Origin of the sequence: Streptomyces sp. NBC_00038 (genome assembly GCF_026343635.1) — a bacterium.
In the GTDB taxonomy this organism is placed as follows: domain Bacteria; phylum Actinomycetota; class Actinomycetes; order Streptomycetales; family Streptomycetaceae; genus Streptomyces.
This window is the reverse complement of sequence record NZ_JAPELQ010000002.1, coordinates 230,321-252,506: the sequence shown is the minus strand read 5'-3', so window position 1 is coordinate 252,506 and position 22,186 is coordinate 230,321. Positions and strand designations below refer to the sequence as shown.

Below are 22,186 nucleotides of genomic sequence, written 5' to 3'. Positions count from 1 at the left end.
GTACCTCCCTGCAGGGGCGGGCTTCCTGGCCCTTGAACGCCGGGCATGGCCTAACGCCCCGCTGGGGAGCGCACCGGAAGAGCGGCCCGGGCGATCGCCCCGGCCAGGTCGCCGACGCCCGTGTACGGCTCCTGACCGCCGAGCAGATCGGCGATCTGCCGCAGCAGGGGAAGGCCGGACCAGTCACCGAGCGCGCCGAAACGGATCAGCTGGTCGACGAGTTCACGCGCGAGCTTTGCGGCGGGGACGCCCTCGACGGTCTGGTCCGCGGCCTGCATGGCCCGCAACGCCTCGTCCGGGGTCTCGCCCGCGCCGATCCGGGTGCCGTAGACACGGTTGCGACCGGACAGAGCAGTGACTTCCAGGTCCCCGACTCCGGCCAGTCCCGCCACCGTTTCGGGGCGGCCGCCGAGCAGTCCGGCCAGTCGCACCATCTCGCTCACGGCGCGGGCGAACGCCGCGGCCTGCAGGTCGTGATAGGGCTCGCCGCCGTGCTCGGCCAGGCCCTGACAGATGCCGAGCGCGATCGCGTAGACGTTCTTCAGCGCGGCGGCGACCTCGACGCCGATCAGGTCGTCGCTCGACTCGACCGCGTAGAACTCGGTGGCGAACAGGTCACGGGAGCGCTCGGTGACGTCTGCGGAGGCGGACGCGTGGACGGCTGCCGTGGGCCTGCGGGCGGCCACTTCATTGGCCTTGCACGGCCCGCCGATGGCGACCAGCTCCAGGTCCGGACCGCCGTCCGGCGCAGCCTCGTGCAGCACGCTTGTCACCGCGTCGGGAAGCAGCAGGATGCGGTCACCGAGACGCACGAAGCCCTTGGTGGTGACCGCCAGCACCTGCTCGGCGCGCAGATGTCCGGCGGCCTTGCGCAGGACGTCCACCAGACCGTCGGAGGCGACGGCCAGCACCACGTACGTGGCGCCGTCGAGGGCCTCGGCCAACTGGCCGCTGCGGTACGTCTTCACCCGCGGGTCGAGCGGGATGCCCGTCCGGGGATGAGGGTGGCCCCGCTCGACGGCGTCCAGCAGGCCGTCGTCGAGCCAGGTACCCCACAACCGGACCTCGTGGCCGTTGTCGGCGGCCGGTATGGCGAGCGCGCTGCCCATGGCCCCTGCACCGAGGATGGTGATTGTTTCGGTGGGCCGGCTCATGCGGACTTCTCCTCGTACGTGGCGAGCCCGCGCTGCTCGACTTCCTGGATCTTGCGGACCTTGGGCAGGGAACGGCCGCCGGCGAACTCGGAGGCGATCCAGTGGTCGAGGCAGACCTTGGCGTGCTCGATGCCGAGGGTGCGGGCGCCGAAGCAGGCGATCTGCGCGTCGTTGGACTTGCGGGCCCGCTCGGCGCTGTAGGCGTCGGCGATCTGGGCAGCGCGCACGCCGGGCACCTTGTTGGCGGTGATCGCCATGCCGATGCCCGTGCCGCACACGAGGACGGCGCGCTCGTGCTCGCCGCCCGCGACGGCCACGGCGACGCGCTCGGCGACGTCCGGGTAGTCCTCCTGCTCGCCCGAGCCGTAGTCCGTGACCTCATACCCCTGCGCGATCAGATGGTCGCGCAGGACGTCCTTCATCGCTGCGCCGGCGTCGTCCGAGCCGATGGCGATGGTGCTCATGCAGTTCTCCAGGAGTGATGCGGAATGTGAGCGAAGTGGCGTGGGGTGACCGCCGGTTCGGCGAACCGGCGGTGCGTGGGCCCTACGCCTTGCTGCCGGCCGCACCGGAGGCGGCGAGCAGCGGTGGGAAGAGGTCCTTCAGCGCCGGGTACACACGGCGGTAGACCTGGTACAGGTCCTCGTAGCGGGAACGCACGATCGGGTCGGGATCGACGGTGGCCTTGGCCCGCGCCATCCGGGCTGCCGTCTCCTTGATGTCGTCGACACCGCCGAGACCGACGGCGGCCGCGGCGAGTACCGCCGCACCGAGCGCGGTGGTCTCGGTCTCGGCGCACACGGTGACCGGGCGCCCGGTGACATCCGCGACGATCTGTGTCCACAGGCGGCTGCGCGAGCCGCCGCCCATCGCCAGGTACCGCTCGACGGGGACGCCGGTGTCCTGGGCGACACCGTCGGTGGTGAGCCGCAGCTCGAAAGCGACCCCTTCGAGCAGAGCCCGGTACAGGTGCTGCCTGCCGTGGAAGCCGGACCAGCCGATGATCGCGCCGCGCGCGTTGGGGTCCCAGTACGGGGTCTGCGCGGCGTTGAGGTAGGGAAGCGCCATGAGACCGTCCGCGCCGGGCGGGATCTTCGCGGCGGCGGCCTCCATCACCTCCTCGCCCGACAGCCCCAGGTCCGTGCCCGGCGGCGCACCGAACTTGTCCATGAACCAGCTGATCAGATAGCTGCCGGCCGACAGGAGGGTCTCCAGCGTGTACGTGCCGGGGACCGGGCCGCCCAGCGTCCGGTAGGCACGGGACCAGCGGTAGTTCTCCGACCAGGTGCCGGCGGCGAGGGCTGTGCCCATGTTGGCGTACATCAGTCCTGGGCGGGTGACGCCAGCGCCGAGACCCGCGCACTGCCCGTCGCCCGCGCCCGCCACTACCGGAAGGTCCGCGGGGAGGCCCAACTCCTCGGCGACATCACGGCTCAGCGTGCCCAACACGGTTCCGGGGGCCACGAGTTCGGGCAGCTGGTCCTCGGACAGGCCGACGGTGTCGAGCAGCTGCGGCGACCAGGTGAACGAGGCCATGTCCACCAGGCCGAGCGGGTCGGCCGACGCCCAGCTGGTGCGCCACTCGCCGGTCAGCTTGTGGGTCAGGTAGCCGGCGACATCCACCACACGGGCGCTGCCCCGCAGGGTGTTCGGCTCGTTCTCGCGCAGCCAGATCAGTTTGTAGAACGCCGGGGTGACGTCCGGTGGTTTACCCGACACCTCGTGCACGGACCTGCTGCCGTGCTCGGCGATCTGCTTGCCGGCCCGGCCGTCGAGCCACAGGATGGCCGGGCGCAGTTCGTTGCCCAGCCGGTCCAGGCAGACGAAGCTTTCGCGCTGGTGGGTGAGGCCGATGGCGGCGATGCGCGTGGCGTCGATCTGCGAGACCGCCTCGCGCAGCGCTTCGCGAGTGGAGTCCCACCAGTGCCGGGCGTTCTGCTCGTGCCACCCGGGGTGCGGGCGCTGCAGCGGGAACGTTCGGCGTCCTTCGCTGACGGCGTGGCCCGCCTCGTCGAACACGACGGCCTTGGTCGCGGTCGTGGAACTGTCGATGCCGATGACGTACCTGCTGCCACTGCTGTGTTCCATGTGCCCTCCTCTCCTTCGTCGTCGGGGCGGTCGGGCCCTGTTCCCCGCCGCGTCCGGCTGTCGTCGTTGTCGGTGCGGGGGAGGCGTCGGGTCCGTCCCGCCGGCGGTGTCCATCGGGGTCACCCCATACGCGCAGGCTGGGGGTCGCCGAAGCCGGGTGCGCGCATCCGCGCGGCGTCGGCGCGCCGGTCGTCGGGCTGGCGGCCCGCCTCCCGTTCGGCCTCGACCCGTCGCCGGTACCGGGCGACCTCCTCGTCGGCCCTGGCCGCGTCCCAACCGAGCGCCGGAGCCACCAGGCGGGCGGCCTCCTCGGCCGCGGCCAGGCCCCGGTCCCTGGTCTCCATGAAGATGTGGGTGCGCCGGGTCAGCACGTCGTCGAGGTGGAGCGCGCCCTCATGCGTGGCGGCGTACACGACCTCGGCACCGAGGTAGCCCGGTGCGCCGCGCAACGGTTCGCCGAGCGTGCCGTCTTCGGCGATCAGCGCCAGCAGCTCGGTGACGAGGGTGCCGTAGCGCTGCAGTAGCCGCTCGACCCGCTCGGGGGCCAGCCCGTACCGCTCGGCCAGGACCTTCGTTCGACGGGCGACGCTCTGGTAGCCGTCGGCGCCGGCCAGCGGCACGTCCTTGGTGCCGGACGCTGGAACACCGCGGGACAGCTCGTGCACCGCGGCGTCGACGACGTCCTCGGCCATCACGCGATACGTCGTGAACTTGCCTCCCGCGACGGCGACCAGGCCCGGCTGGAGCCGCGTGACCACATGCTCTCGGGAGAGCTTGGCCGTCTGCTCCGCCTCACCGGACACCAGCGGACGCAAACCCGCGTACACGCCGAGGATGTCGTCCCGGGTGAGCGGAGCGGTGAGTACAGCGTTGACGTGCTCCAGCAGATAGTCGATGTCACCGGAGCTGACCGCGGGGTGTTCCTTGCTGTACGTCCAGTCGGTGTCCGTGGTGCCGACGATCCAGTGGTCCGTGCCCCACGGGATGACGAACAGCACGCTCTGCTCGGTGCGCAGGATCAGACCGGAGGACATCTCGATGCAGGAGCGCGGGACCAACAGGTGCACTCCCTTGGAGGCACGCACCCGCAGCGAGCAGCCTCCGCCGGCCTGGCGCCGCATCTCGTCGGTCCACACCCCGGTCGCGTTGACCACCGCACGGGCACGTACGGTGCGCTCGCGCCCGGTCTCCGTGTCCTGGACGACGGCGCCCACCACGCGGTCCTCCGCACGCACGAAGGAGGAGACCCGGGTCCGACTGGCGCACAGCGCACCGAAGGAAGCGGCGGTACGGACGAGGGAGAGGGTGAAGCGGGCATCGTCGACCTGGGCGTCCCAGTAGCGCACCGCCCCGACCAGGGCGGAAGGCTTCAGACCCGGCGCCTCGGCGAGTGCCGTGCGCTTGGTCAGGTGCCGGTGGGCGGGGACACCGCGCGGCAGACCGGGGGTCATGCCCATTGTGTCGTACAGCAGCATTCCGGCTCCGGCGTACGGCCTCTCCCAGAACCGGCGGGTCAGCGGATAAAGGAACGACACTGGCTTGACCAGGTGCGGGGCGATCCGCTGGAGCAACAGGGCCCGCTCCCGCAGAGCCTCGGTCACCAACCTGAAATCGAGCATCTCCAGGTAGCGCAGACCGCCGTGGACCAGCTTGCTCGAACGGCTGGACGTTCCACTGGCCCAGTCATTCGCCTCGACCAGCGCGACCGACAGACCGCGCGTCACCGCGTCGAGGGCCGCGCCGGCACCGACCACACCGCCTCCTACGACGAGGACGTCGACCTCGGCGGCTGTCATCTCTTCGAGCGCGTCCCTACGCGCCGCGGGGGAAAGTGCGACCTCGCGCACGACCTCAGCTCCTTCGGTCCTGTCATAAAGCACATGCTGAGCGTCTGTTTGGACGCATGGCATGTTGGGTTTCCGGTTCTCAAGGGGTGGGCGTCGCCGGATGTCGGCGCCTAGCGCAGCAGCGCCCATACACAGGTGCCGACGGGCGTTCGATGGACTCCGTGCCGCCGTGCCAGGGCCCTCACCAGTGCGAGTCCTCGGCCGCCCTCGGCGATGCCGTCGTCAGGGCCGCGAGGATCGGGATCCCGCCATGCGCCGTTGTCGATGACCTCGACGCGCACCTGTGAGCGGCAACGAACCAGCCGGAGGGTGACCTCGGGGGCGCCGCTGTGGCAGACCGAGTTGGTGACGAACTCCGAGACGACCAGGCGCACCATGTCGGCCGCGTCGCCGTCGATGCGCCACGCGGCCAGGTACGTGTCGGTGAAGGCCCTGGCCTGGGGTACCGCCGACGCCTCGGTCGCCAGCGTCTGGCACGCGGTGTCACTGAGGTGGCCCGACCGTGGCCCGGAACGCTGCTTGAGGGAGAGGGGGGCGGCCATCGTGATCACCTTCAGGGGGTGTCGAGTGTGCTGTCTGCCGGGAACGCGTCTCGCCGTTCCCGGCAGGTTTCTTGCGTGTCATCACAATGTTCCTGTCGCAAGTCACACGTCAAGTGTCTGTTCCAACATTCTTTCTGTTAGATCGAGAGTGTGGAACTGCAGGGGCGCTGGAGCCCCAGCCCGATGTGGTCCTGCGTGATCCGGACACCGACCGCGTGCTGGGTATCTGGAACCCGAAGCCGTTCCGCAGGCCCCGTGCCCCCGCTGCTGGGCGGATGGACGTCCTGGACGCCTCGGTGGAAGGCGCGTGGCGTGTACGGGCCGTAACGGAAACTGTCGGCGGACGGCGCCGTCGGTCGTTGAGCAGCGCGGTCCTGCGCGACGAGGCGGATGGGCTGCGGTCTTTGGCGCAGCGTCTACGACGACCTGTACGTCGAAAGCGCCCGCAAGCTGGACGTCGACCACCTCGTGCTGCCGGCCGCGGCGTGGCACAGAGAGGCGTCCGGGAGGAGTGCGAAAGAACGCGAGGCCTACGCCAATGATCGGAACGATCCGCGTGCCCTGGATGCCGAGGACAAACAGCGCCTGGCTTGGTGAACGTGGGCAGAGCGATACGGACTGGACCCTGATGAGGTCTACCGGCTGGCGCTGCGGACGAGGCCGATGGAGACCTTCGCGCAGGTTGCTCCGGACCAGGGCCCCGGGAGTGCCTTGCCGCACTGCACGAGTTGGAGGACGAGGACGTTCGTTCCGGCGCCTATAGGTGGGTGTTTGCGTCGGAGATCGCGATGGAGAGAGGTAGACCTGTCCGTTCTGTGACTAAGTGGATCTTCGAGCCCTTCTTGCCTCGGTCCACAGGATTCGGGCCTGTCAGGTCCCCCTTTCATTGCCCGCATGTTCACCGAGTCGATCGCGCACCGCGACCAGTCCAGATTGCCGTTCGAGGATGGCGGCCAGAACCTCCCGGTCTCCGTAGCGCCGCCTGCCGCCGCCCTGTGACCGCACCGGTGCCACAGGCACCACCCGCTCGAACAGTTGCCATAGTCCCTCGGGAACGTGACGTTCCGTGGTCGTCACGTGCGCACCCTACCGATCACGCCGAATGCATCGACTTTTTAGCAGGCAAGCCAGGACAGTCGGGACCGATCGGGCGCGACGCTGCACGTTCGCAACCGGAAGGGAACGACGGCCAAGTCACGTATGGATCAGGGGTGGTACGCGAGTGAGAAGGAGGCGATCTTCGACTGAACCGGTACGCGGACGAGATCACCGTGCTCGACTCACCCGTTCACGGGCGCAGGCAGGGCGCCGGCCGGCTGCGGTGAAGGTAACGCGAGCTGTCCTGGGTGCGCCGCACCTAGGGAAACGGCGGCCTGGTTCCCGCTCGGGCACGGATCGAGTCTTGGGTCAGAAGCCGCTCGGCTCAGACTCAGCGCCTCCCGAAAGGGGCCCGCCATGAACACCGACGACACCACCAGCGCCAGCCTTCTCGAGCAACTGCGACGCCTGTCCGCCGATCCGCGTCGGCGCATCCTGTTCACCGGCGCCACCATCGTCACGATGGACCCGGCACTGGGCATCCTGCACAACAGCGACCTGCTCGTCGAGGGCGATGCCATCGCCGCGATCGGACCGAACCTGACCGCGGACGGCGCGGTGGTCGTCGACGCCTCCGGCACCATCCTGGCCCCTGGCCTCGTCGACACCCACCGGCACGCCTGGGAGGCCCAGCTCCGCCGGATCATGCCCGACGTCGACGATCTCGGCGGCTATGTGATGGCCACCCTGGCCGGCTACGCCACGGTCTACCGGCCGCAGGACATGTACACCGGCACCAAGCTCGCGGCGCTGACCGCGATCGACAGCGGCATCACCACCATGCTCGACTTCTCCCACAACTCCCGTACCCGCGAGCACTCCGACGCGGCGATCGCAGCCCTCCGGGACACCGGCATCCGAGGCGTCCACGCCTCGATGGGACCGCACTTCGGGGAGTGGGACCGCCAGTGGCCGGCAGACCTGACCCGCCTCAAGGACGAGTACTTCAGCAGCGACGACCAGCTGCTCACGCTGCGCATGGCGACGCTCGCAACCGACGAGATCGCTGGCCCGGTCCTCGCCTACGGACCCGAACTTGCGCGCACCGCAGCCGACTTGGGCATCGGCGTCAGCGTCGACGCGGTCTTCGGCACTTCTTCGTCGCAGGCCGTGCTGTCCTGGGCCGAGCACGGCATCCTCGGCCCCGATGTCACCCTGATCCACGCCACCGGTCTGACCCCTGAGGCCTGGAAGGCGATGGGGGAGTCCGGCACCACGGTCGCCCTGGCGCCCACCTCGGATGCGCAGATCGGGCTGGAGACGGCGATTCCCGCGGTGGACGAGGCGCTCGCCGTCGGCATCCGCCCCGGCCTGAGCATCGACGTCGAAGTCGCCCTCGCCAGCGACATGTTCACGCAGATGCGGGCCCTGCTCGCGATCCAGCGCATGCGCGCGGTCAACGCCGCCTACGGAACGGGCGGCGATCTCTCCCGCATCACCACCCACGACGTCCTGGACTTCGCCACCCTCCAGGGCGCGCGGACCAACGGCCTCGGCGACGTCACCGGCTCCCTCACCCCCGGCAAGAAGGCCGACCTGCTGGTCGTCCAGGCCGAGGACATCAACAACATGCCCCTCAACGACCCCATCGGCACCCTCGTACTGGGCTCGGACGCCCGCAACATCAGCGCCGTCCTCATCAACGGTGAGCCCCGGAAGTGGAACGGTCAGGTCCTCGACGTGGACCTTCCCGCGCTGCGAGCCGAGGTCAACGCCTCCCGCACGTACGTGCTCGACACGCCCGCCGGCTGACCGAAGTCCCGGGGCGCTCCCTGGGCCGAGCCCGGAGCGCCCCGTCGGACACAGTGAGCGTTCTCCAACCTCAACTCGAGCAGCTCAGGTGCAGTCTGAGGATGGCCTGGACGAGGCAGGTGATGCGGGTGGTGGAACAATGCGGCTTGCCCAGGAGCCTCCAGGCCTTGAGGGTGGCGATGGCCTGTGAGACCGGAGAACTGGCACTGGTCGCCTGATCCCAGCCCCGGACCGAGCGTCCAAGGTCGGTCAGGTGAAACGCGGCCGCGCGGAGACCCTCACAAGGAGGAGCGGGGGTGGTTCTGGTCGCGCCAGGTCCGAGGCGAGAGTCCGTATGCCTGTTTGAACACCTTGCTGAAGTGTGTCGCGTCCACGAAGCCCCACCTTCGTCCTATCGCTGCGATGGTCCGCAGCCGCCCGTTCGGTCCGGCCAACTCTCGCCTGCATTCGGCCAGGCGGCGTGTACGGATCCAGTCTCCGAGGCTGATGCCCGACCGGGACAGCACAGCGTAGAGGTGACGTACGGAGATGTCGTGTGCGGCGGCGATCCGTGCCGCCGACAGATCGGGATCAGCCAGGCGTTCCCGGATGTATTGAGTGATCCGCAGGCTGAGTGTCGCCTCCAACGGTCCTCTGGCCAGGCTGGAGTTACCGTGCTGGGACGCCAGGGCGGCACGGAGCAGTTCGATGCTGGGTTCCACGACGGCGTCGGCGTGCACACCCTGGTGCAACTCGTCGCTGACGGCCAGTTGGGAGAAGTAGGTGAAGGCGAGGCGCGCAATGGGGTTGTCGGGTCCCAGGGGGACCGCGGCGATGTCCCGTAGCAACCGATCGGGGAGCGCGAGTGCCGCGCGGGGGAAACGGAAGAAGTGGCCGTCGATTCCCTCGTCGAAGAGAAGTGTGTAGGGGGCGGTCGATTCGTAGACGGCGAAGTCTCCCGGCCTCAGCAGGCACTGGCGACCGTTCTGCACCACCAGGCTGGTGCCCGTCGTCTGAAGACTGAGGAAGACGACCGGCTTTTCGTCCTCCCGGGCCAGCCGCTCCGTCCGACGGAGAGTGGCCGCGGTCGCCCGCGCCGAACAGATCCTGAGGGGCCCGACGGCGTCGAACCCTACGCGAACGGAGATGTCCTCAGCCGGAGGACGGTGATTGATGTCGACCGCCACCAGGGAGTCCCACAGCGCGTGTCGGAGCACTTCCTCCCGGTCCTGCGGCGCCATGAACGCGGTGTCCAGGACCAGGCTCATGAGGCAGACCTTCGTCTGCATCGGTCATAACGCCGGCCTGACAACACCTCGGCCCGTTCTCCCACAAGCCCCCCTCGGCACGGACGATTCCCGACATCAGTCTCGCGGGACTGTCTCTCGCCGCGCAACGGCTTCGACGGGCGCGCACAGGGCCCACACCTGATGCAGCGTCACCTTGACGCGGTGCACGAATGACAAATCTCCCTGCATGAACGACAAAGTCCGAGGCCCACGTTGCCCCTAACGTCCATGGGCGAGGCCAGAGAAGGGGGATTCACACACCCCCATCACGAGTCTTGTCCGGGCCGTCCTTGCACGCCGGCGCGTCAACGTCCTCCGGGCATTCCTGCGCGACGGACGGCGCTACGAGCTCGCCCCGCCCACCGCTCATGCGGTTGACAGACCGCATGACGAATCACTGTCAGCCCTTCCTACCGAATTGATACGTCCGGCACGTGGCGTGCCGAAGATCCCGGGAGTCCCGCATGAAAGTCCTCGCAAGACTTAGAAACACGTTGACGACAGGCGCACTGCTCATAGCGGCAGGCACACTCGGCCTGGCGACCGCACCGTCGGCCTCCGCGAACGAGCCGCTCGCCAACCCGAGCATCACCGTGACCGGCGGCTGCGCCGGAGCGCGGACCCTGGTCCAGATCTACTGGCACAGCTCGAACGAGGCCAGCATTCACTGGACGCTGACCGACACCGATCGGGGCGACGGCAGGCCGCCCGTCCTCAGGATGAATGCGGTCGGCGCCGACGGCGCCCAGCCATTCGTGTTCAGCACCGGAGAAACCGCGGCCGTCCTCCATGGCGACACTGTCTCCGGCGGCGAGGACACCTGGAACCCGTCGGACATCGCCCAGTTCCGGCGTCTGCAGATCATCACCCAGAACGGCAACACGGCGTCGGGCGTCGAGTGCTCGACGACCAAGAGTGTGTACAACTTCTCCCGCGTGGCCTACCACTACTCGCTCGACCAGATCGACAACGAGTACGAGTGGGGAACTGAAGGGCCGAGCACTTTCGACTGCTCCGGCCTGGTGTACCACTCGTACAACCGGGTGCCCGACCTGCCCTCGGACTGGTCCCGCAAGACAGCGAACAGCTACTACAGCTGGGCGGTGGGGGAGGCCGCGAACAACGAGTCCGACAACAGCAACCTCGAACCTCTCGACGTCCTGCGGGTCCCCGCGTCCGAGCGGCAGGTCGGCGATCTCGTCTTCTATGAGGGCCACGTCGGCTTCTACGCGGGCGACGGCCGCCTCTACTCGGCCCTCAACGAGACTGTCGGCATCGACTACACCAGCGTCGACATCCTGACCAGGCAGGACCAGTACTACTACCGAATCGTCGGTGTCAGGTCGAGCACTTCCTCGTAGCGACGCTCCCTGAAGTCCCGGAGTTTGGAACGTCGCGCAATTCTCCAGACTGAAGATCACGGACGTCCCCATGGGGAACGCGGAGTTGCTCCGTGACAACCAGCAGGACGGCGATCCTCCCGGGCCGCCCGGCAACCAGCCAATCCTCCAGGTCCGAGTCATGCGGTCAAGGATGAGCGCAGCTCATCGCGGTGTGGCGCGGAGGCGTCCTTGACGGCCTGGCTCGGACCGCACACTTCGCAGCCGGGCGGCCCAACTTTCTGCCGCTCACTGAGATCGCACGGACAAGCGGGGACGGCGAAGCCGGTCTGCGGAATCGCACGACCGCTGACATGGCTCGTCGCCCCGAGGAACGTCCAAGTCCACACCGATCCGTTCGGACGACTGCTCCGGGCCTCTCCTGCCCTGCCCGGCTCGACGTACGACCTGACCGCAGCCCGGCAGCACGGGATCGTTGACGCACTCGCCGATACGGAACTCAAGTGCTGGGCAGACAATACGCGGATCCCCCGGTAGCTCAGCCACCTGATCCCCCGCCGACCGGGGCCCCGGTGATGGCCTGCATCTCCTGCCCGATCATCTCCTGCAGCGGCACGCCGTCGCGGTTGCTGAGGATGACACCGACCCAGCCGGTGTCCGGGTAGATGTCCCAGTTGGCGCCGACACCGGGGTTGCCACCGGCGCGCTGGTACATCCACTGGCCGTTGACGATGGAGACCGGAATCCCGTACGCCCCGAACGACGCCGGTCCATGGGGGATCTTGGCGGCAGTGAGCACGTCGGCCCAGGGCCGGTCCAGCACCGTGCCGTCGCCCAGCGCGTGCGCGAACCGGACCAGATCCGGCGCGGTGGCGAAGCCACCGTCCCCGGGGGCATCGATGAAGGCGCGGCCCGGATTCTTGCCGAGTACGTTCGGGTCCGGGCTGCTGTTGTCCAGGTTGCGGACGGCGTCCACCACGCTGCCGTCGGCCAGCTCCATGTACGGGTGCGCGATGTGCTCGTCGGTGAGCCACTGCGGCCTGGTGCAGAACGCCGAGCCGGTCATGCCGCAGCGCCCGAAGATGTTCTCCTGCACATAGTCCCAGTACGACTTGCCGGTCACGGCCTCCACGATCTGCGCGGAAATGGTGACCTCCGCCTCCGCATGGGCGGTGTCAGGAACGCCCGGGACGCCCACCAGTTTCGCGTGCCGGGCCCGCTGCTCGTAGTACTCGTGCACCTCATCCCAGCTCTGGAAGACGCGTTGCGGGTCCTCATCCGGGTTGTCCAGCCCGGAGGTGCCGGACAACATGTGGTGGATGGTCACCTGCTCGGCGATCTCCTTGGCGAAGCCCTGCAGATGGGTGCCCACCGTGTCCGACAGCTTCACTTTGCCCTGCTGCGCCAACTGCAAGATGGCCACCGCGCCGAACGGCTTGCCCGCCGAACTGAGGCTGAACGCGACGCCCTCGTGGTTGGCGATTCCCTTCTCCTTGTCGGCCATGCCGTAGCTGCGGGACAGCACCGTCCGGCCCTGGTGCGACAACAGCACCACGCCGGAGAACTTGCCCTCGGCGGCCAACCTCGCTACATAACGGTCGTAGGCTCCGCCAGGCCGGGTGTCTGGCGGGATCGGGTCGGTCGGGGCTTGGTCGGCATGGCCGGGCTGAGCGCCCACCAGCGACGCGCCTGCCACCACGCCGGCGGCTGCAAACCCGCCCCACCCGAGCAGCCGACGCCGGTCGACACCGCGTAAGGAATCCGAGTCCATGATCACAGTCCTTTCCCGATGGACGAACCGACCGTTGATGCGCTGTGGTCCGTGCCCCCACTGAAGACGGGAGACTGTTGCGGTGGCGTATGCGATTTTCGATACGTCCGCGATACTCGTTCCGGGAAGATCACTGGCCGTCGTACCGAGGTCTGCCCGGCGCGAGCGACCCGCTGGTTCGCGGTGGCGAACGAGCCGTTCTCATCGAGGTTGCGGCCGAAGTAGCCTCCGCAGCCGATGCTCTCCCCGGTGACGCGTCAGAAGTCCTCCGGCGTCCTGATCCGGGTGCCGTCCAGCACGTATATGACCGTCACAGCCCGCAGGATACGTCCGGCCCTGTGCCCTGACCCTCGATGGTGAACCACGGGAAGAGCGGTTCGGCGCCTGGCCGGTCGAGTTCCATGGAGCCGAGTTCGCCGATCGAGTCCGCTTCCCGGGAAGCGGACAGGCAAGAGCTCCAGCCCCTGCCCGATTGCCGGGAGGGACTGGAGATCACTGGTGTGCCAGGGCCGGTACGGCGAAGGGGTCAGCCCAGTCGCATGGCGTATCCCGCGTGGTGCAGTTCCTCGCCCTGAAACTCCCCGAAGGCCCAGAAGCCGAGGTCGTCGAGGTAGTCGATCCGGTCCCCGTCGATCCAGTACCGGCCCTGATAGGCGTGCGGGCGGCCGCCCCGGGTCTCGTCGTAGCGGCCTTCGGCGGTGAGCTCCTGGTGCAGGAAGTCGTGTCTGTCGATCCAGACGCCGACCCGCGGGCTGCCGGTCATGTCACCGGCGGCCGGGATTCCCGCCACGGGAGTGGTGGGGCGGCCGGGGGAGTCGGCGCCGGCCCACAGGACGGGCCTGCCGGCCGCGACCAGGGCGCGGACCTGCTCCGGGCGGGTCAGGAGCGTGGCCAGCGCGCTCGCCACGTCGGGGGCGAGTTCGTCGGGTACGACGAGCAGGTCGCCGGCGTTCCCCGGCGTCAGCGTCGCGACGTACTCCGAGCGGTGGCCACGGCCGCCGACCAGGGCGACGGTGTCCACGACGGCCGGTACGACGGTCATGCCTGTGCAGTCGACGACGATGGCGTTGTCGTCCTGTGCCGCCGTGATGATGCCGGGGCCGACCCCTACGATCAGGGCGCCCACGAGCAGGACGTCGGCGCCGGGCAGGGTCCCGATCAGGGGGTCCATCGTCAGGACCCGGGCGTTGGTGAAGAGGACGGGACGTCCCGTGTCGTTCGATACGATCTCGTCGAAGGCCTCGCTGTTCCAGCTCACGGTGTCGGTGTGGGTGGCGCTCATAGCCTGCTCCTCAGGTGAGTGGGGTCCCTCGGCCTGTGGAATGCGTCGAGCGCGCTCGCGCCGGCCGAACCGGGGTCGGCAGCCCCTTGTGGCTGCTTCACGGTCAGCCTGGTCGCGTCCGTGGAACGTAACCAGGCCGCCGTGTGCCCAGGAGTTCGGCACCCACCTTGCGGGCTCTCGCGGAGCCGGGTGCCGGGGTACGAGCGCCCCCACCGCCCGATTCAGCTGCCGGGCGTGAGCCCGAGCGTGTTGAGCACCCCGTACACCCCGAGGAAGAGGATCGCCGCGCTGCTCAGGACGAGCGCTCCGGTCAGCCAGGGGTTGGCGCGGAAGCGGGGCGGGACGCCGGTGTAGCGCAGGCGCCAGACCGCGACCACGACCGCGAGCAGGAAGATGCCACCGCCGATGCCGCCGATCTGCACCATCAGGACCGGGGACTGGACCCACAGGAAGATGCACATCCAGACCGGGGGCAGGCACAGGGTGAGGATGCGGATGGTGCGCGTGCGCGAGCGCAGGTCGTGCCAGTCGATCACTCCGAGCAGACCGAGGGTGTTGGTCCACAGGCGGGGGACGCTGGCCGACGAGGCGACGGTGACCGAGAAGAGAACGGCGATCGCGCCGGCCAGGAACAGGTACTCGGCCCATGGGCCGAGCACGTCGGTGTAGCTGTGCGACAGCGTGGTGATCATGTCGTTGCCCTCGGGCACCAGTCCCTGCGGGTGGAGCACCGAGGCGCCGATCACGTAGAAGGACAGGGTGCAGATGGTGCACACGATCCAGGAGACGCCCACGTCGAGCCGCATGACCTTGAGCCAGCCCTCGGCCCGCCGGGCGCGCTGCTCGGTGCCGTCGTCGGGGCCGGTCCAGCGGGCGTAGCCCTTCTCCAGGCACCAGTACGTGTACGTCGTCATCTCGTCGGCGCCGACGCCGGTGATGCCGAACATGGCGAGTGCGATGCCGACCGTGCCCGCGGGGATCTGGAAGCTCAGTCCGTCGGCGAGCTGCTCGCCGCCGTATCCGAAGGCGGTGAACGGCAGGGCGAGTGCCAGGCCGAAGGTGATGACCGTCTTGAGCGTGATGCCGACGACCTCGACCCGCTCGATGACGTGGTACTTGCCCGTCTGGAGGATGAGGATGGCGGCACCGGTGACGATGAGGGCCCAGATCGTCAGCGACGACGTGCTCAGCGACCCGCCGTGGATCGGCAGCAGGATCGAGCAGGCAGCCGCGGTGCCGCCGATGATGCCACCGCGCTGGAACATCTTGGCGAAGTCCATGCCGATCCAGAGCCAGTTGATCCAGCTCAGTCGGCCGATCTTCGGACCGATCTGGCTGTAACCCTCGAGCGCGGGCTTGCCGTTGAGGATGGTCCAGCGGGCCAGTTCCATCTGCACCCACACCTTGACCGCGGTGGAGATGATCACCAGCCACAGCAGCGCGAACCCGGCCTTCGCGCCGAGCGAGGTGGTGGTGATCAGTTCACCGGAGCCGACGACGGCGGCGGACAGCACGAGCCCGGGGCCGAGCTGGCGCACTCGGCCGCGGAAGGTCTCGGGGGCCGGGCGGGCGTCTTCGGCGCGCAGGGCGTACGGGTCGGTCTGCGCGGGTGGCGGCGCCGCCGTGGCGCCGTCGGTCGTGGTGGCCATGTGAGGTCCTTAGGGATCTTCCGGCGTCGTCGCCGGTATCCGGAACGGGGACAGGGTGGTGCCGTGGTGCGGTTGTGTCTTGTGCCGGGGTGTCTCAATGCGCCTGGTGGTGCGGTTCCTTGCCTGCCAGTACGCGGACGACGTCCTCGGCGACCATCGCGCCCATGGCCTGGTTGGCCTCGGGCGTGCAGGCGGCCATGTGGGAGGTGAGGAGTGTGCGCGGGGCCTCGCGGAGCGGGTGGTCGGCGGGCAGCGGCTCGGTGCTGAAGGCGTCGAGGGCCGCGGCTCCGAGGTGCCCGGAGCCGAGCAGGTCGGCGAGCGCGCGTTCGTCGATGAGGCCGCCGCGCGCGGCGTTGACCAGGACCGCGCCCGGTTTCATCGCCGCCAGTCGGGCCCTGTTGAGCAGCGGGGCGCCGGACGGGTCGGGCGGGGTGTGCAGGCTGACGGCGTCGGCGCGCGCCAACAGGGCGTCGAGCGCGGCCGGTTCGGCGCCGTGCGCGCGGACGTCGGCGTCGGAGACGTACGGGTCGTGGGCGAGCAGCTCCATGCCGAAGGCGCGGGCGTATCCGGCCAGCAGACGGCCGATGCGGCCGAAGCCGACGATGCCCAGCGTCCTGCCGTGCAGTTCGGGGCCGAACAGCTTCGGCCAGTCACCCGCCGCCACCGCGGTGTGCGAGGCGGCGAGGGAGCGGGTCGCGGACAGCAGCAGGCCGAAGGTGTACTCCGCCACCGCGCGCGAGTTGCTGCCCGGCGCGCACACCACCGGTATCGCGCGCTCCCGTGCGGCGGCCAAGTCGATCGTGTCGACGCCGACGCCGTGCTTGGCGATCACCTTGAGGCGGGGCGCGGCGTCCATCACCTCGGCGGTGATCGGGTCCATGCCGACGATCAACGCGTCAGCTTCGGCAACGTACTTGAGGAGCTCGGCGGTGGGCAGCGCCGCGTCCTCGCAGGGCCGCAGGGGACCCGCTGCGGCCTCTTCCAGGATCTGCCAGGGGCGCGCCGAGTGCCGGGCGAAGGTGGGCGTCGTGATGAGCGTGGTCGGCATCAGTTCACCCCGCCGCGTGCCGCTTCCAGGTGGGACGTCGCGATCTGCTGCAGATGTACGACGTCGGCGGCGACCGACGCGAACGTGAAGCCCTCGGCGAGGCGACGGGCGGCGCTCGCGCCGTCGGCGTTGTGGATGCCGGCCGCGATGTCCGCCGCCTCGGCCGCCTTGCGGATGCGGGTGAGGGCCTGCTCGAACTCTTCCTGTACGGAAGGGTCGGTGGAGGTCGCGCCGCCGATGGCCAGGCGCAGGTCGGACGGGCCGACGTAGATGCCGTCCAGGCCGGGTGTCGCGCAGATCTCCTCGACGTTGGCCAGGCCGTCGGCCGTCTCGATCATCGCGAGGACGGCGGTCTGGTCGTGGGTGTCGGCCGGGTTGGGGCCGATGCGCAGCTGGGCGCGCATCGGGCCGTACGAGCGGCGGCCCAGCGGCGGGTAGCGGACGGCGGAGACGGCGTCGGCTGCGTCCTGGGCGTTGTCGATCAGCGGGACGATCACGGCGGTCGCGCCCGCGTCGAGCGCCTTGCCGATGTACGTGAGGTCGTTGGCCTCGACGCGCACCATGCCGACGGCGGTTGAGCCCTTGGTGTCGGTGGCGAGGAGGTTGTTCAGCATGCCCTGGTAGCCGAAGAGGCCGTGCTGGGCGTCGAAGGCCAGATAGTCGTAGCCGACGCGGGCGAGGCGCTCGGCGGCGATCGGCGAGTCGAGCAACGACCAATAGCCGATGAGCTGTTCGCGGTTGCGCAGGGCGGCGGTGAACTCGGCAGGGGTGCGGCCGGTGGCCATGGGTGTCTCCGTTACGGGGGAGGGGCGGGAGGTCAGCGGTTGTAGGCGGGCATCGGGCCGCGCAGACGGGCGCCGACCTCCTCGCAGGCGGCCAGCACGTCCGAGGGAAGCGGACCGGCGGCCGCGACGGCGATGTTGGCCTTCAGGTGGTCGACCTTGGAGCCGCCGAGCAGCAGCGCGTCGGTGGAGGGCTGCGACAGCAGCCAGCGCAGGGCCAGTTCGGTCAGCGGCAGGCCCGCGTCGGAGGCGATGCGGGTGAGGTCGGCGACGGCGCGGAACAAGTCCTCGTTCCAGTACCGCTCGCGATACATCACGGCCAGCTTCGAGTCGCCGAAGCGCCCGCCCTCCGGGGCCTGTTCGAAGCTGTGGCGGCCGGTGAGCAGGCCCCCGCCGAGCGGGTTGTAGACCATCGTGCGCAGACCGGCGACGGCGGCGTACTCGACGTACTCCTCCTCGATGCGTCGCGCGAGGAGATTGTGCAGCTGCTGGGCGACGACCGGGCGGGGGGCGCCGACCTCGTCGGCCACGCGGTTCAGCTCGGCGATCTGCCAGGCGGCGAAGTTGGAGACGCCGAGGGCGAGGACCTTGCCGTCCTGCACGAACTCGGCGACGGTCGCGAGGGTCTCCGTGAGCGGTGTCCTGCGGTCCGGCTGGTGCAGGTAGAAGAGGTCGACGTGGTCGGTGCCCAGGCGCTTGAGGCTGCCCTCCAGCGCGGCGCGCAGGCCCTCGGCGGAGAGCGGCGCGTGGTCGCCCTGGTCGGGGTGCGGAATGCCGGCCTTGGTGGCGAGCACCACCCGGTCGCGGCGGCCGGGCAGCAGCTCGGCGAGGATGCGCTCGCTCTCGCCGCCCGCGTAGCCGTTGGCGGTGTCCACGCCGGTGATGCCCGCATCGAGCGCGGCGTCCAGCATCGCGGCGGCCGTCGCGCGGTCGGCGGTGTCCCCGAAGGTCATCGTGCCGAGGACGAGACGGGACAACGGGACGGGGACGTGCGGGAGTTCAAGGCCGACGGTCAAGGCGGGTTCCTTCCAAGGCGGGTGGTGCGGGTGGTGCGTTCTCATGCTTGTGCGCGATCTCATGCGTGATGTGCGCAACACGGGTGGTGCCGTGCGGCTACCCGGCATCGAGCGGTCGCTACGGTGGTTCCGGCGATGCGCTGCGCTGCGGCCACGTGCGGTGCGACGTGCCGTGCAAGCCGGTACGCGTCGCGTTCACGAGAGCGCCGCGGTCCGCGGTGACGGTCGTCGGCGCCATGGGAACGCTCGCATGGCTGCGTAAATCACGCAAGGGGTCTCGCGCATTTCGCGCAACCTGTGCCATGATCCGAACTGAGCCGCCCACCGCCGGGCACGCCCAAGGAGGTATCGACCCCGTGGCTTCCCTGCCCCCGCCCCCGCTTCCGCCCGTCTCGCCGCCCGTACCGTCGTACGTCGTGGCGCTCGCGGACGACCTGTCCGGCGCGGCCGAGACCGCCCGCGCGCTCGGCGGGCCGGTCCGGCTGTCGCTCGACGCCGCGGACGTGGCCGAGATCACTGCCACGCACGACCTCGTCGTGGACCTGGACACCCGCCGGCTGCCGCCCGCCGAAGCGGCACACGCCGTGCGGACGGCGCTGCGCGCGGCACAGGCCGGCCCGCCCCGCCTGCTCTACAAGAAGGTCGACTCACAGCTGCGCGGCCACCTCGCAGCGGAGGCGGCCGCGTACGCCGAGGGGGCCGAGGCCGTCGTCATCGCCCCCGCGCTGCCCGCGGCGGGGCGCACCGTGACCGGCGGCGTGGTGCACGTGAAGGGCGTTCCGCTGCACCGCACGGACGGCTGGCGCGCGGAACGCGCGTCCGCGCCCCGCTCGCTGACCGATGCGCTGTCCGGTCTGCCGGTCCGTACGGTCCCTCTCGACCTCGTACGGTCAGGACCCGTCGCACTGGACGCGGAGTTCCGGCGGATCGCCGCGTCCGGTGCGCACCCTGCGCCGGACGCAGAGACCGACGCCGACCTGGACGCGGTGGCCGCGGCGGCGCTGCGGCTCGGCCCCGGATTCCGGCTCCTGGGCAGCGGTGGCCTGGCGGCCGCGCTCGGGCGCGCGCTGCTGCGTCCCGCGGCCGTCACACCCCCGCCCGCGTCCGCCCCGGACTGCACGCCGCTGCTCTTCGTCGTGGGAACCGCCGAGCCCGGCGCGGTTGCGCAGATCGCGCACCTCATCGCGCTCGGCGCGCACCATGTGCCGCTGGATCCGGCCGACTTGGCGGCGGGCACGGTCCGCCTGCCGCCTACCACGGCCGCTCCTGCCCCGGTCGTGCTGTCCATCGACGGATCGGGGGGCACGCGCCCCGGCACGGGGAGGGCCCTCAGCACCGCCCTGGGCGCACTCGCCGCCGCCTATCCGGGCCGCCCCGACCTCGTCCTGACCGGCGGCGAGACGGCCCGCACCACCCTGGATGCCCTGGACATAAGGGAGTTGGAACCCATCGGCGAGATCCACCACGGCGCCGTCCACTCCCGCACCCCCGACGGCCGCCACGTGGTCACCCGCCCCGGCAGCCACGGCGCCGAGGACTCACTGCTGCGCATCGCGCTCGCGCTACGCCCCCACCTGGCCGCCGCCACGGCCGCTACCTGAACCTCTCATCGCCCGCCCCCCGCCTAGGAGTTGTCCCCATGAACACCCCTCTCCCTCTCATCGCCGTCACCATGGGCGACGGTGCCGGCATCGGCCCCGAGGTCGTCGTCGCGGCCCTGCTCGACGACGCCGTCCTGACCAGCTGCCGCCCCGTCGTCATCGGCGACGCACAGCGGCTGCGCGAGGCCGCCCGGATCCTCGGCCTCGACTGCGAGATCGTCGCCGTCGACCACCCGCGCGACGCCGAGTTCACCCCCGGCCGCGTCAACGTGATCGACCTCGGCCTGCTCCCCGCCGACCTGCCCTGGGGCAAGCTGTCGCCGGTCGCGGGCGACGCCGCGTACGCATACATCAAGCGGGCCGCCGAACTCGCCGTGGCCGGCGAGGTGCACGCCATCTGCACCGCGCCTCTCAACAAGGAGGCCCTGCACGCCGCGGGCCACATCTACCCCGGCCACACCGAACTCCTCGCCCACCTGACCGGGACCGAAGAGGTCTCGATGATGCTCTCCACCGAGAAGGTGAAGGTCATCCACGTCACCACGCACATCGGCCTGATCGACGCCGTCAACCGCATCGAGCCGGGCCTCGTCGAGCGCACGGTGCGCCGCGGCCACGAGGCGATGGTCCGCGCCGGCACCCCGAACCCGGTCATCGGCGTCTGCGGCATCAACCCGCACGCGGGCGAGAACGGCCTGTTCGGCTACGGCGAGGAGGAGGAGAAGATCGTCCCGGCCCTGGAGAAGCTGCGCGCCGAGGGCGTCGACGCCCGGGGTCCGCTCCCCGCCGACACCGCCTTCTTCCTCGCCTCACGCGGCGACTACGACCTCATCGTCGCGATGTACCACGACCAGGGCCACGGCCCGGTCAAGGTCCTGGGCATCGAGGCGGGCGTCAACCTCACCGTGGGACTGCCCGTCATCCGCACCTCCGTCGACCACGGCACCGCGTTCGACATCGCCGGAACGGGTTTGGCCGAGGCCGGTAGCATGGTCGAGGCGCTGCGCCAGGCCACCGCGATGGCCACGGCGCCGACCGCCCCTGTGGCCTGAACCGCCGTCCCCTGCACCGCCGTTACCACCGCACCGTAGAGGACTCCGCACATGCCTCCGACCACCTCCCAGGCCCGACGCGACCGCATCGTCCACCTCGCCACCACCACCGGCCTCGCCAGCGTCGAGGAACTCTCGCAGCTCCTCGACGTCACGCCGTCGACCATCCGCCGCGACCTCGCCCGTCTCACCACGGAGGGCCGCCTCGCACGCACCTACGGCGGAGCGATGGCGCTGTCCGCACACCCCGAGGCATCGCTGCGGCAGCGCACGGGCGAGGCGTACGAGGAGAAGCGGGCCATCGCGCAGTGGGCGGCGCGGCAGGTCGAGCCGGGTGAGACCCTGCTCCTCGACGCTGGTACGACGGTGGGTGCGCTGGCCCACGAGCTGCGCGGCGCAAAGGAGTTGACGATCGCGACGACGGGCCTGACCGCCCTGCACGCCCTGGCGGACGCGGAGGGCGTGCACGTCGAGTGCCTCGGTGGCACGCTCCGCCCGCTCAGCCAGGGTTTCGTCGGCCCGCTCACCGAGGCCGCGCTCGAGCACATGTCCTTCGACCGTGTCTTCCTCGGCGCCGACGGCGTCACCGTCGACCGCGGCATCTGCGAAGCGGACCTGCGCCAGACCCGCCTCAAGGAGCTGATGTCCCGCCGCGCCGACCGCGTCTACGTGCTGGCCCACGGCGCCAAGCTGGGACGCAAACCGTTCCACGCGTGGGCGACGCTCCAGGAAGGATGGACCCTGGTCACGGACACATCGGCGCCCGACGCGCAGATCCGCGCCTTCGAGGCCCGCGGAGTGCGCGTCGAGATCGCCCCACCGGCGGGGACGTGACGGAACCGGCACGAGCCTGACCGGCCGGGGATAATCGCTGGTCGCCCCCGGCAGGTGGTGTT

The 22,186-nt window shown here is 70.1% G+C and carries 18 protein-coding genes and 4 pseudogenes; 8 read left to right on the top strand and 14 right to left on the bottom strand.

Annotated features, from left to right (window positions below):
* Nucleotides 1-50: 50 nt before the first annotated feature.
* From OG219_RS44325 to OG219_RS44305, 5 genes are all read right to left on the bottom strand, one after another.
* Nucleotides 51-1,154, bottom strand: a complete 1,104-nt coding sequence (locus tag OG219_RS44325) for an NAD(P)H-dependent glycerol-3-phosphate dehydrogenase (RefSeq protein ID WP_266836834.1) — start codon at nucleotides 1,152-1,154, stop codon at nucleotides 51-53.
* Nucleotides 1,151-1,618 carry a ribose 5-phosphate isomerase B gene (rpiB, locus tag OG219_RS44320; RefSeq protein ID WP_266836832.1) on the bottom strand — a complete coding sequence of 156 codons (468 nt, stop codon included), beginning with the start codon at nucleotides 1,616-1,618 and terminating at the stop codon, nucleotides 1,151-1,153. The genes OG219_RS44325 and rpiB overlap by 4 nt, the downstream gene beginning before the upstream one ends.
* A gap of 82 nt (nucleotides 1,619-1,700) precedes the next feature.
* On the bottom strand, nucleotides 1,701-3,242 hold the full coding sequence (locus OG219_RS44315) for an FGGY-family carbohydrate kinase (RefSeq protein WP_266836830.1): 1,542 nt from the start codon (nucleotides 3,240-3,242) through the stop codon (nucleotides 1,701-1,703).
* A 119-nt stretch (nucleotides 3,243-3,361) separates the two neighbouring features.
* Complete coding sequence (gene glpD / locus OG219_RS44310; RefSeq protein ID WP_266837933.1) at nucleotides 3,362-5,038, bottom strand: glycerol-3-phosphate dehydrogenase; 1,677 nt, start codon at nucleotides 5,036-5,038, stop codon at nucleotides 3,362-3,364.
* A 161-nt stretch (nucleotides 5,039-5,199) separates the two neighbouring features.
* Nucleotides 5,200-5,631: an ATP-binding protein gene (locus tag OG219_RS44305; protein ID WP_266836828.1), complete on the bottom strand. Its 432-nt coding sequence runs from the start codon at nucleotides 5,629-5,631 to the stop codon at nucleotides 5,200-5,202.
* Between the two features lie 390 nt (nucleotides 5,632-6,021).
* Between OG219_RS44305 and OG219_RS44300 the strand changes: the two genes are divergently transcribed.
* Entirely contained in the window at nucleotides 6,022-6,228 is a 207-nt protein-coding gene (locus tag OG219_RS44300; RefSeq protein ID WP_266836826.1) for a hypothetical protein, read from the top strand.
* 21 nt (nucleotides 6,229-6,249) lie between these two features.
* Nucleotides 6,250-6,392: pseudogene (locus tag OG219_RS44295) on the top strand (phosphatase); the annotation flags it as partial.
* Nucleotides 6,393-6,394: 2 nt separating this feature from the next.
* Here OG219_RS44295 and OG219_RS44290 read toward each other — a convergent pair.
* Nucleotides 6,395-6,708 (bottom strand): annotated as a pseudogene (locus OG219_RS44290) (IS5/IS1182 family transposase); the annotation flags it as partial.
* A gap of 378 nt (nucleotides 6,709-7,086) precedes the next feature.
* Here OG219_RS44290 and OG219_RS44285 point away from each other — a divergent pair.
* On the top strand, nucleotides 7,087-8,481 hold the full coding sequence (locus OG219_RS44285; protein WP_266836824.1) for an amidohydrolase family protein: 1,395 nt from the start codon (nucleotides 7,087-7,089) through the stop codon (nucleotides 8,479-8,481).
* Nucleotides 8,482-8,551: 70 nt separating this feature from the next.
* On the opposite strand, the pseudogene OG219_RS44280 reads toward OG219_RS44285, so the two are convergent.
* Nucleotides 8,552-8,680, bottom strand: a pseudogene (locus tag OG219_RS44280) (IS5/IS1182 family transposase); the annotation flags it as partial.
* A 79-nt stretch (nucleotides 8,681-8,759) separates the two neighbouring features.
* Nucleotides 8,760-9,728 (bottom strand): helix-turn-helix domain-containing protein, encoded by a 969-nt coding sequence (locus OG219_RS44275; RefSeq protein ID WP_266836822.1) that lies wholly within the window; start codon nucleotides 9,726-9,728, stop codon nucleotides 8,760-8,762.
* 515 nt (nucleotides 9,729-10,243) lie between these two features.
* On the opposite strand from OG219_RS44275, the gene OG219_RS44270 reads away from it, so the two are divergent.
* Together OG219_RS44270 and OG219_RS44265 are read left to right on the top strand one after the other, a co-directional pair.
* Nucleotides 10,244-11,110, top strand: a complete 867-nt coding sequence (locus OG219_RS44270; protein ID WP_266836820.1) for a C40 family peptidase — start codon at nucleotides 10,244-10,246, stop codon at nucleotides 11,108-11,110.
* A gap of 351 nt (nucleotides 11,111-11,461) precedes the next feature.
* Nucleotides 11,462-11,605: pseudogene (locus tag OG219_RS44265) on the top strand (IS5/IS1182 family transposase); the annotation flags it as partial.
* Nucleotides 11,606-11,627: 22 nt separating this feature from the next.
* On the opposite strand, the gene OG219_RS44260 reads toward OG219_RS44265, so the two are convergent.
* The 6 genes from OG219_RS44260 to OG219_RS44235 form a co-directional block, all read right to left on the bottom strand.
* Entirely contained in the window at nucleotides 11,628-12,860 is a 1,233-nt protein-coding gene (locus OG219_RS44260) for a serine hydrolase (RefSeq protein ID WP_266836818.1), read from the bottom strand.
* A gap of 526 nt (nucleotides 12,861-13,386) precedes the next feature.
* A complete protein-coding gene (locus tag OG219_RS44255) occupies nucleotides 13,387-14,142 on the bottom strand; it encodes an Atu4866 domain-containing protein (protein WP_266836817.1) in 756 nt (251 codons plus the stop codon).
* 221 nt (nucleotides 14,143-14,363) lie between these two features.
* On the bottom strand, nucleotides 14,364-15,791 hold the full coding sequence (locus tag OG219_RS44250; RefSeq protein WP_266836815.1) for an Nramp family divalent metal transporter: 1,428 nt from the start codon (nucleotides 15,789-15,791) through the stop codon (nucleotides 14,364-14,366).
* Between the two features lie 94 nt (nucleotides 15,792-15,885).
* The gene (locus tag OG219_RS44245) at nucleotides 15,886-16,839 is read right to left on the bottom strand and encodes a phosphoglycerate dehydrogenase (protein WP_266836813.1); all 954 of its coding nucleotides are present in this window, start codon (nucleotides 16,837-16,839) and stop codon (nucleotides 15,886-15,888) included.
* Nucleotides 16,839-17,624 (bottom strand): HpcH/HpaI aldolase/citrate lyase family protein, encoded by a 786-nt coding sequence (locus OG219_RS44240; RefSeq protein WP_266836811.1) that lies wholly within the window; start codon nucleotides 17,622-17,624, stop codon nucleotides 16,839-16,841. Before OG219_RS44240 ends, OG219_RS44245 begins: the two co-directional genes overlap by 1 nt.
* A 32-nt stretch (nucleotides 17,625-17,656) precedes the next feature.
* A complete protein-coding gene (locus OG219_RS44235; RefSeq protein ID WP_266836809.1) occupies nucleotides 17,657-18,637 on the bottom strand; it encodes an aldo/keto reductase in 981 nt (326 codons plus the stop codon).
* Between the two features lie 356 nt (nucleotides 18,638-18,993).
* Between OG219_RS44235 and OG219_RS44230 the strand changes: the two genes are divergently transcribed.
* From OG219_RS44230 to OG219_RS44220, 3 genes are read left to right on the top strand one after another with little or no spacing between them, the layout of a single operon-like run.
* Nucleotides 18,994-20,238: a four-carbon acid sugar kinase family protein gene (locus OG219_RS44230; protein ID WP_266836807.1), complete on the top strand. Its 1,245-nt coding sequence runs from the start codon at nucleotides 18,994-18,996 to the stop codon at nucleotides 20,236-20,238.
* Nucleotides 20,239-20,276: 38 nt separating this feature from the next.
* Nucleotides 20,277-21,290, top strand: a complete 1,014-nt coding sequence (gene pdxA / locus OG219_RS44225; protein ID WP_266836805.1) for a 4-hydroxythreonine-4-phosphate dehydrogenase PdxA — start codon at nucleotides 20,277-20,279, stop codon at nucleotides 21,288-21,290.
* Nucleotides 21,291-21,341: 51 nt separating this feature from the next.
* Nucleotides 21,342-22,124 carry a DeoR/GlpR family DNA-binding transcription regulator gene (locus tag OG219_RS44220; RefSeq protein ID WP_266836803.1) on the top strand — a complete coding sequence of 261 codons (783 nt, stop codon included), beginning with the start codon at nucleotides 21,342-21,344 and terminating at the stop codon, nucleotides 22,122-22,124.
* Nucleotides 22,125-22,186 lie beyond the last annotated feature (62 nt).

Excerpts from the sequence above, each read along its gene's own strand:
- OG219_RS44245 (WP_266836813.1), bottom strand. The coding sequence starts at position 16,839 with ATGCCGACCACGCTCATCACGACGCCCACCTTCGCCCGGCACTCGGCG.
- OG219_RS44240 (WP_266836811.1), bottom strand. The coding sequence starts at position 17,624 with ATGGCCACCGGCCGCACCCCTGCCGAGTTCACCGCCGCCCTGCGCAAC.
- pdxA (WP_266836805.1), top strand. The coding sequence starts at position 20,277 with ATGAACACCCCTCTCCCTCTCATCGCCGTCACCATGGGCGACGGTGCC.
- OG219_RS44305 (WP_266836828.1), bottom strand. The coding sequence starts at position 5,631 with ATGGCCGCCCCCCTCTCCCTCAAGCAGCGTTCCGGGCCACGGTCGGGC.
- OG219_RS44250 (WP_266836815.1), bottom strand. The coding sequence starts at position 15,791 with ATGGCCACCACGACCGACGGCGCCACGGCGGCGCCGCCACCCGCGCAG.
- OG219_RS44255 (WP_266836817.1), bottom strand. The coding sequence starts at position 14,142 with ATGAGCGCCACCCACACCGACACCGTGAGCTGGAACAGCGAGGCCTTC.
- OG219_RS44275 (WP_266836822.1), bottom strand. The coding sequence starts at position 9,728 with ATGAGCCTGGTCCTGGACACCGCGTTCATGGCGCCGCAGGACCGGGAG.
- OG219_RS44300 (WP_266836826.1), top strand. The coding sequence starts at position 6,022 with ATGGGCTGCGGTCTTTGGCGCAGCGTCTACGACGACCTGTACGTCGAA.
- OG219_RS44285 (WP_266836824.1), top strand. The coding sequence starts at position 7,087 with ATGAACACCGACGACACCACCAGCGCCAGCCTTCTCGAGCAACTGCGA.
- glpD (WP_266837933.1), bottom strand. The coding sequence starts at position 5,038 with ATGACAGCCGCCGAGGTCGACGTCCTCGTCGTAGGAGGCGGTGTGGTC.
- OG219_RS44260 (WP_266836818.1), bottom strand. The coding sequence starts at position 12,860 with ATGGACTCGGATTCCTTACGCGGTGTCGACCGGCGTCGGCTGCTCGGG.
- OG219_RS44325 (WP_266836834.1), bottom strand. The coding sequence starts at position 1,154 with ATGAGCCGGCCCACCGAAACAATCACCATCCTCGGTGCAGGGGCCATG.
- OG219_RS44220 (WP_266836803.1), top strand. The coding sequence starts at position 21,342 with ATGCCTCCGACCACCTCCCAGGCCCGACGCGACCGCATCGTCCACCTC.
- rpiB (WP_266836832.1), bottom strand. The coding sequence starts at position 1,618 with ATGAGCACCATCGCCATCGGCTCGGACGACGCCGGCGCAGCGATGAAG.
- OG219_RS44315 (WP_266836830.1), bottom strand. The coding sequence starts at position 3,242 with ATGGAACACAGCAGTGGCAGCAGGTACGTCATCGGCATCGACAGTTCC.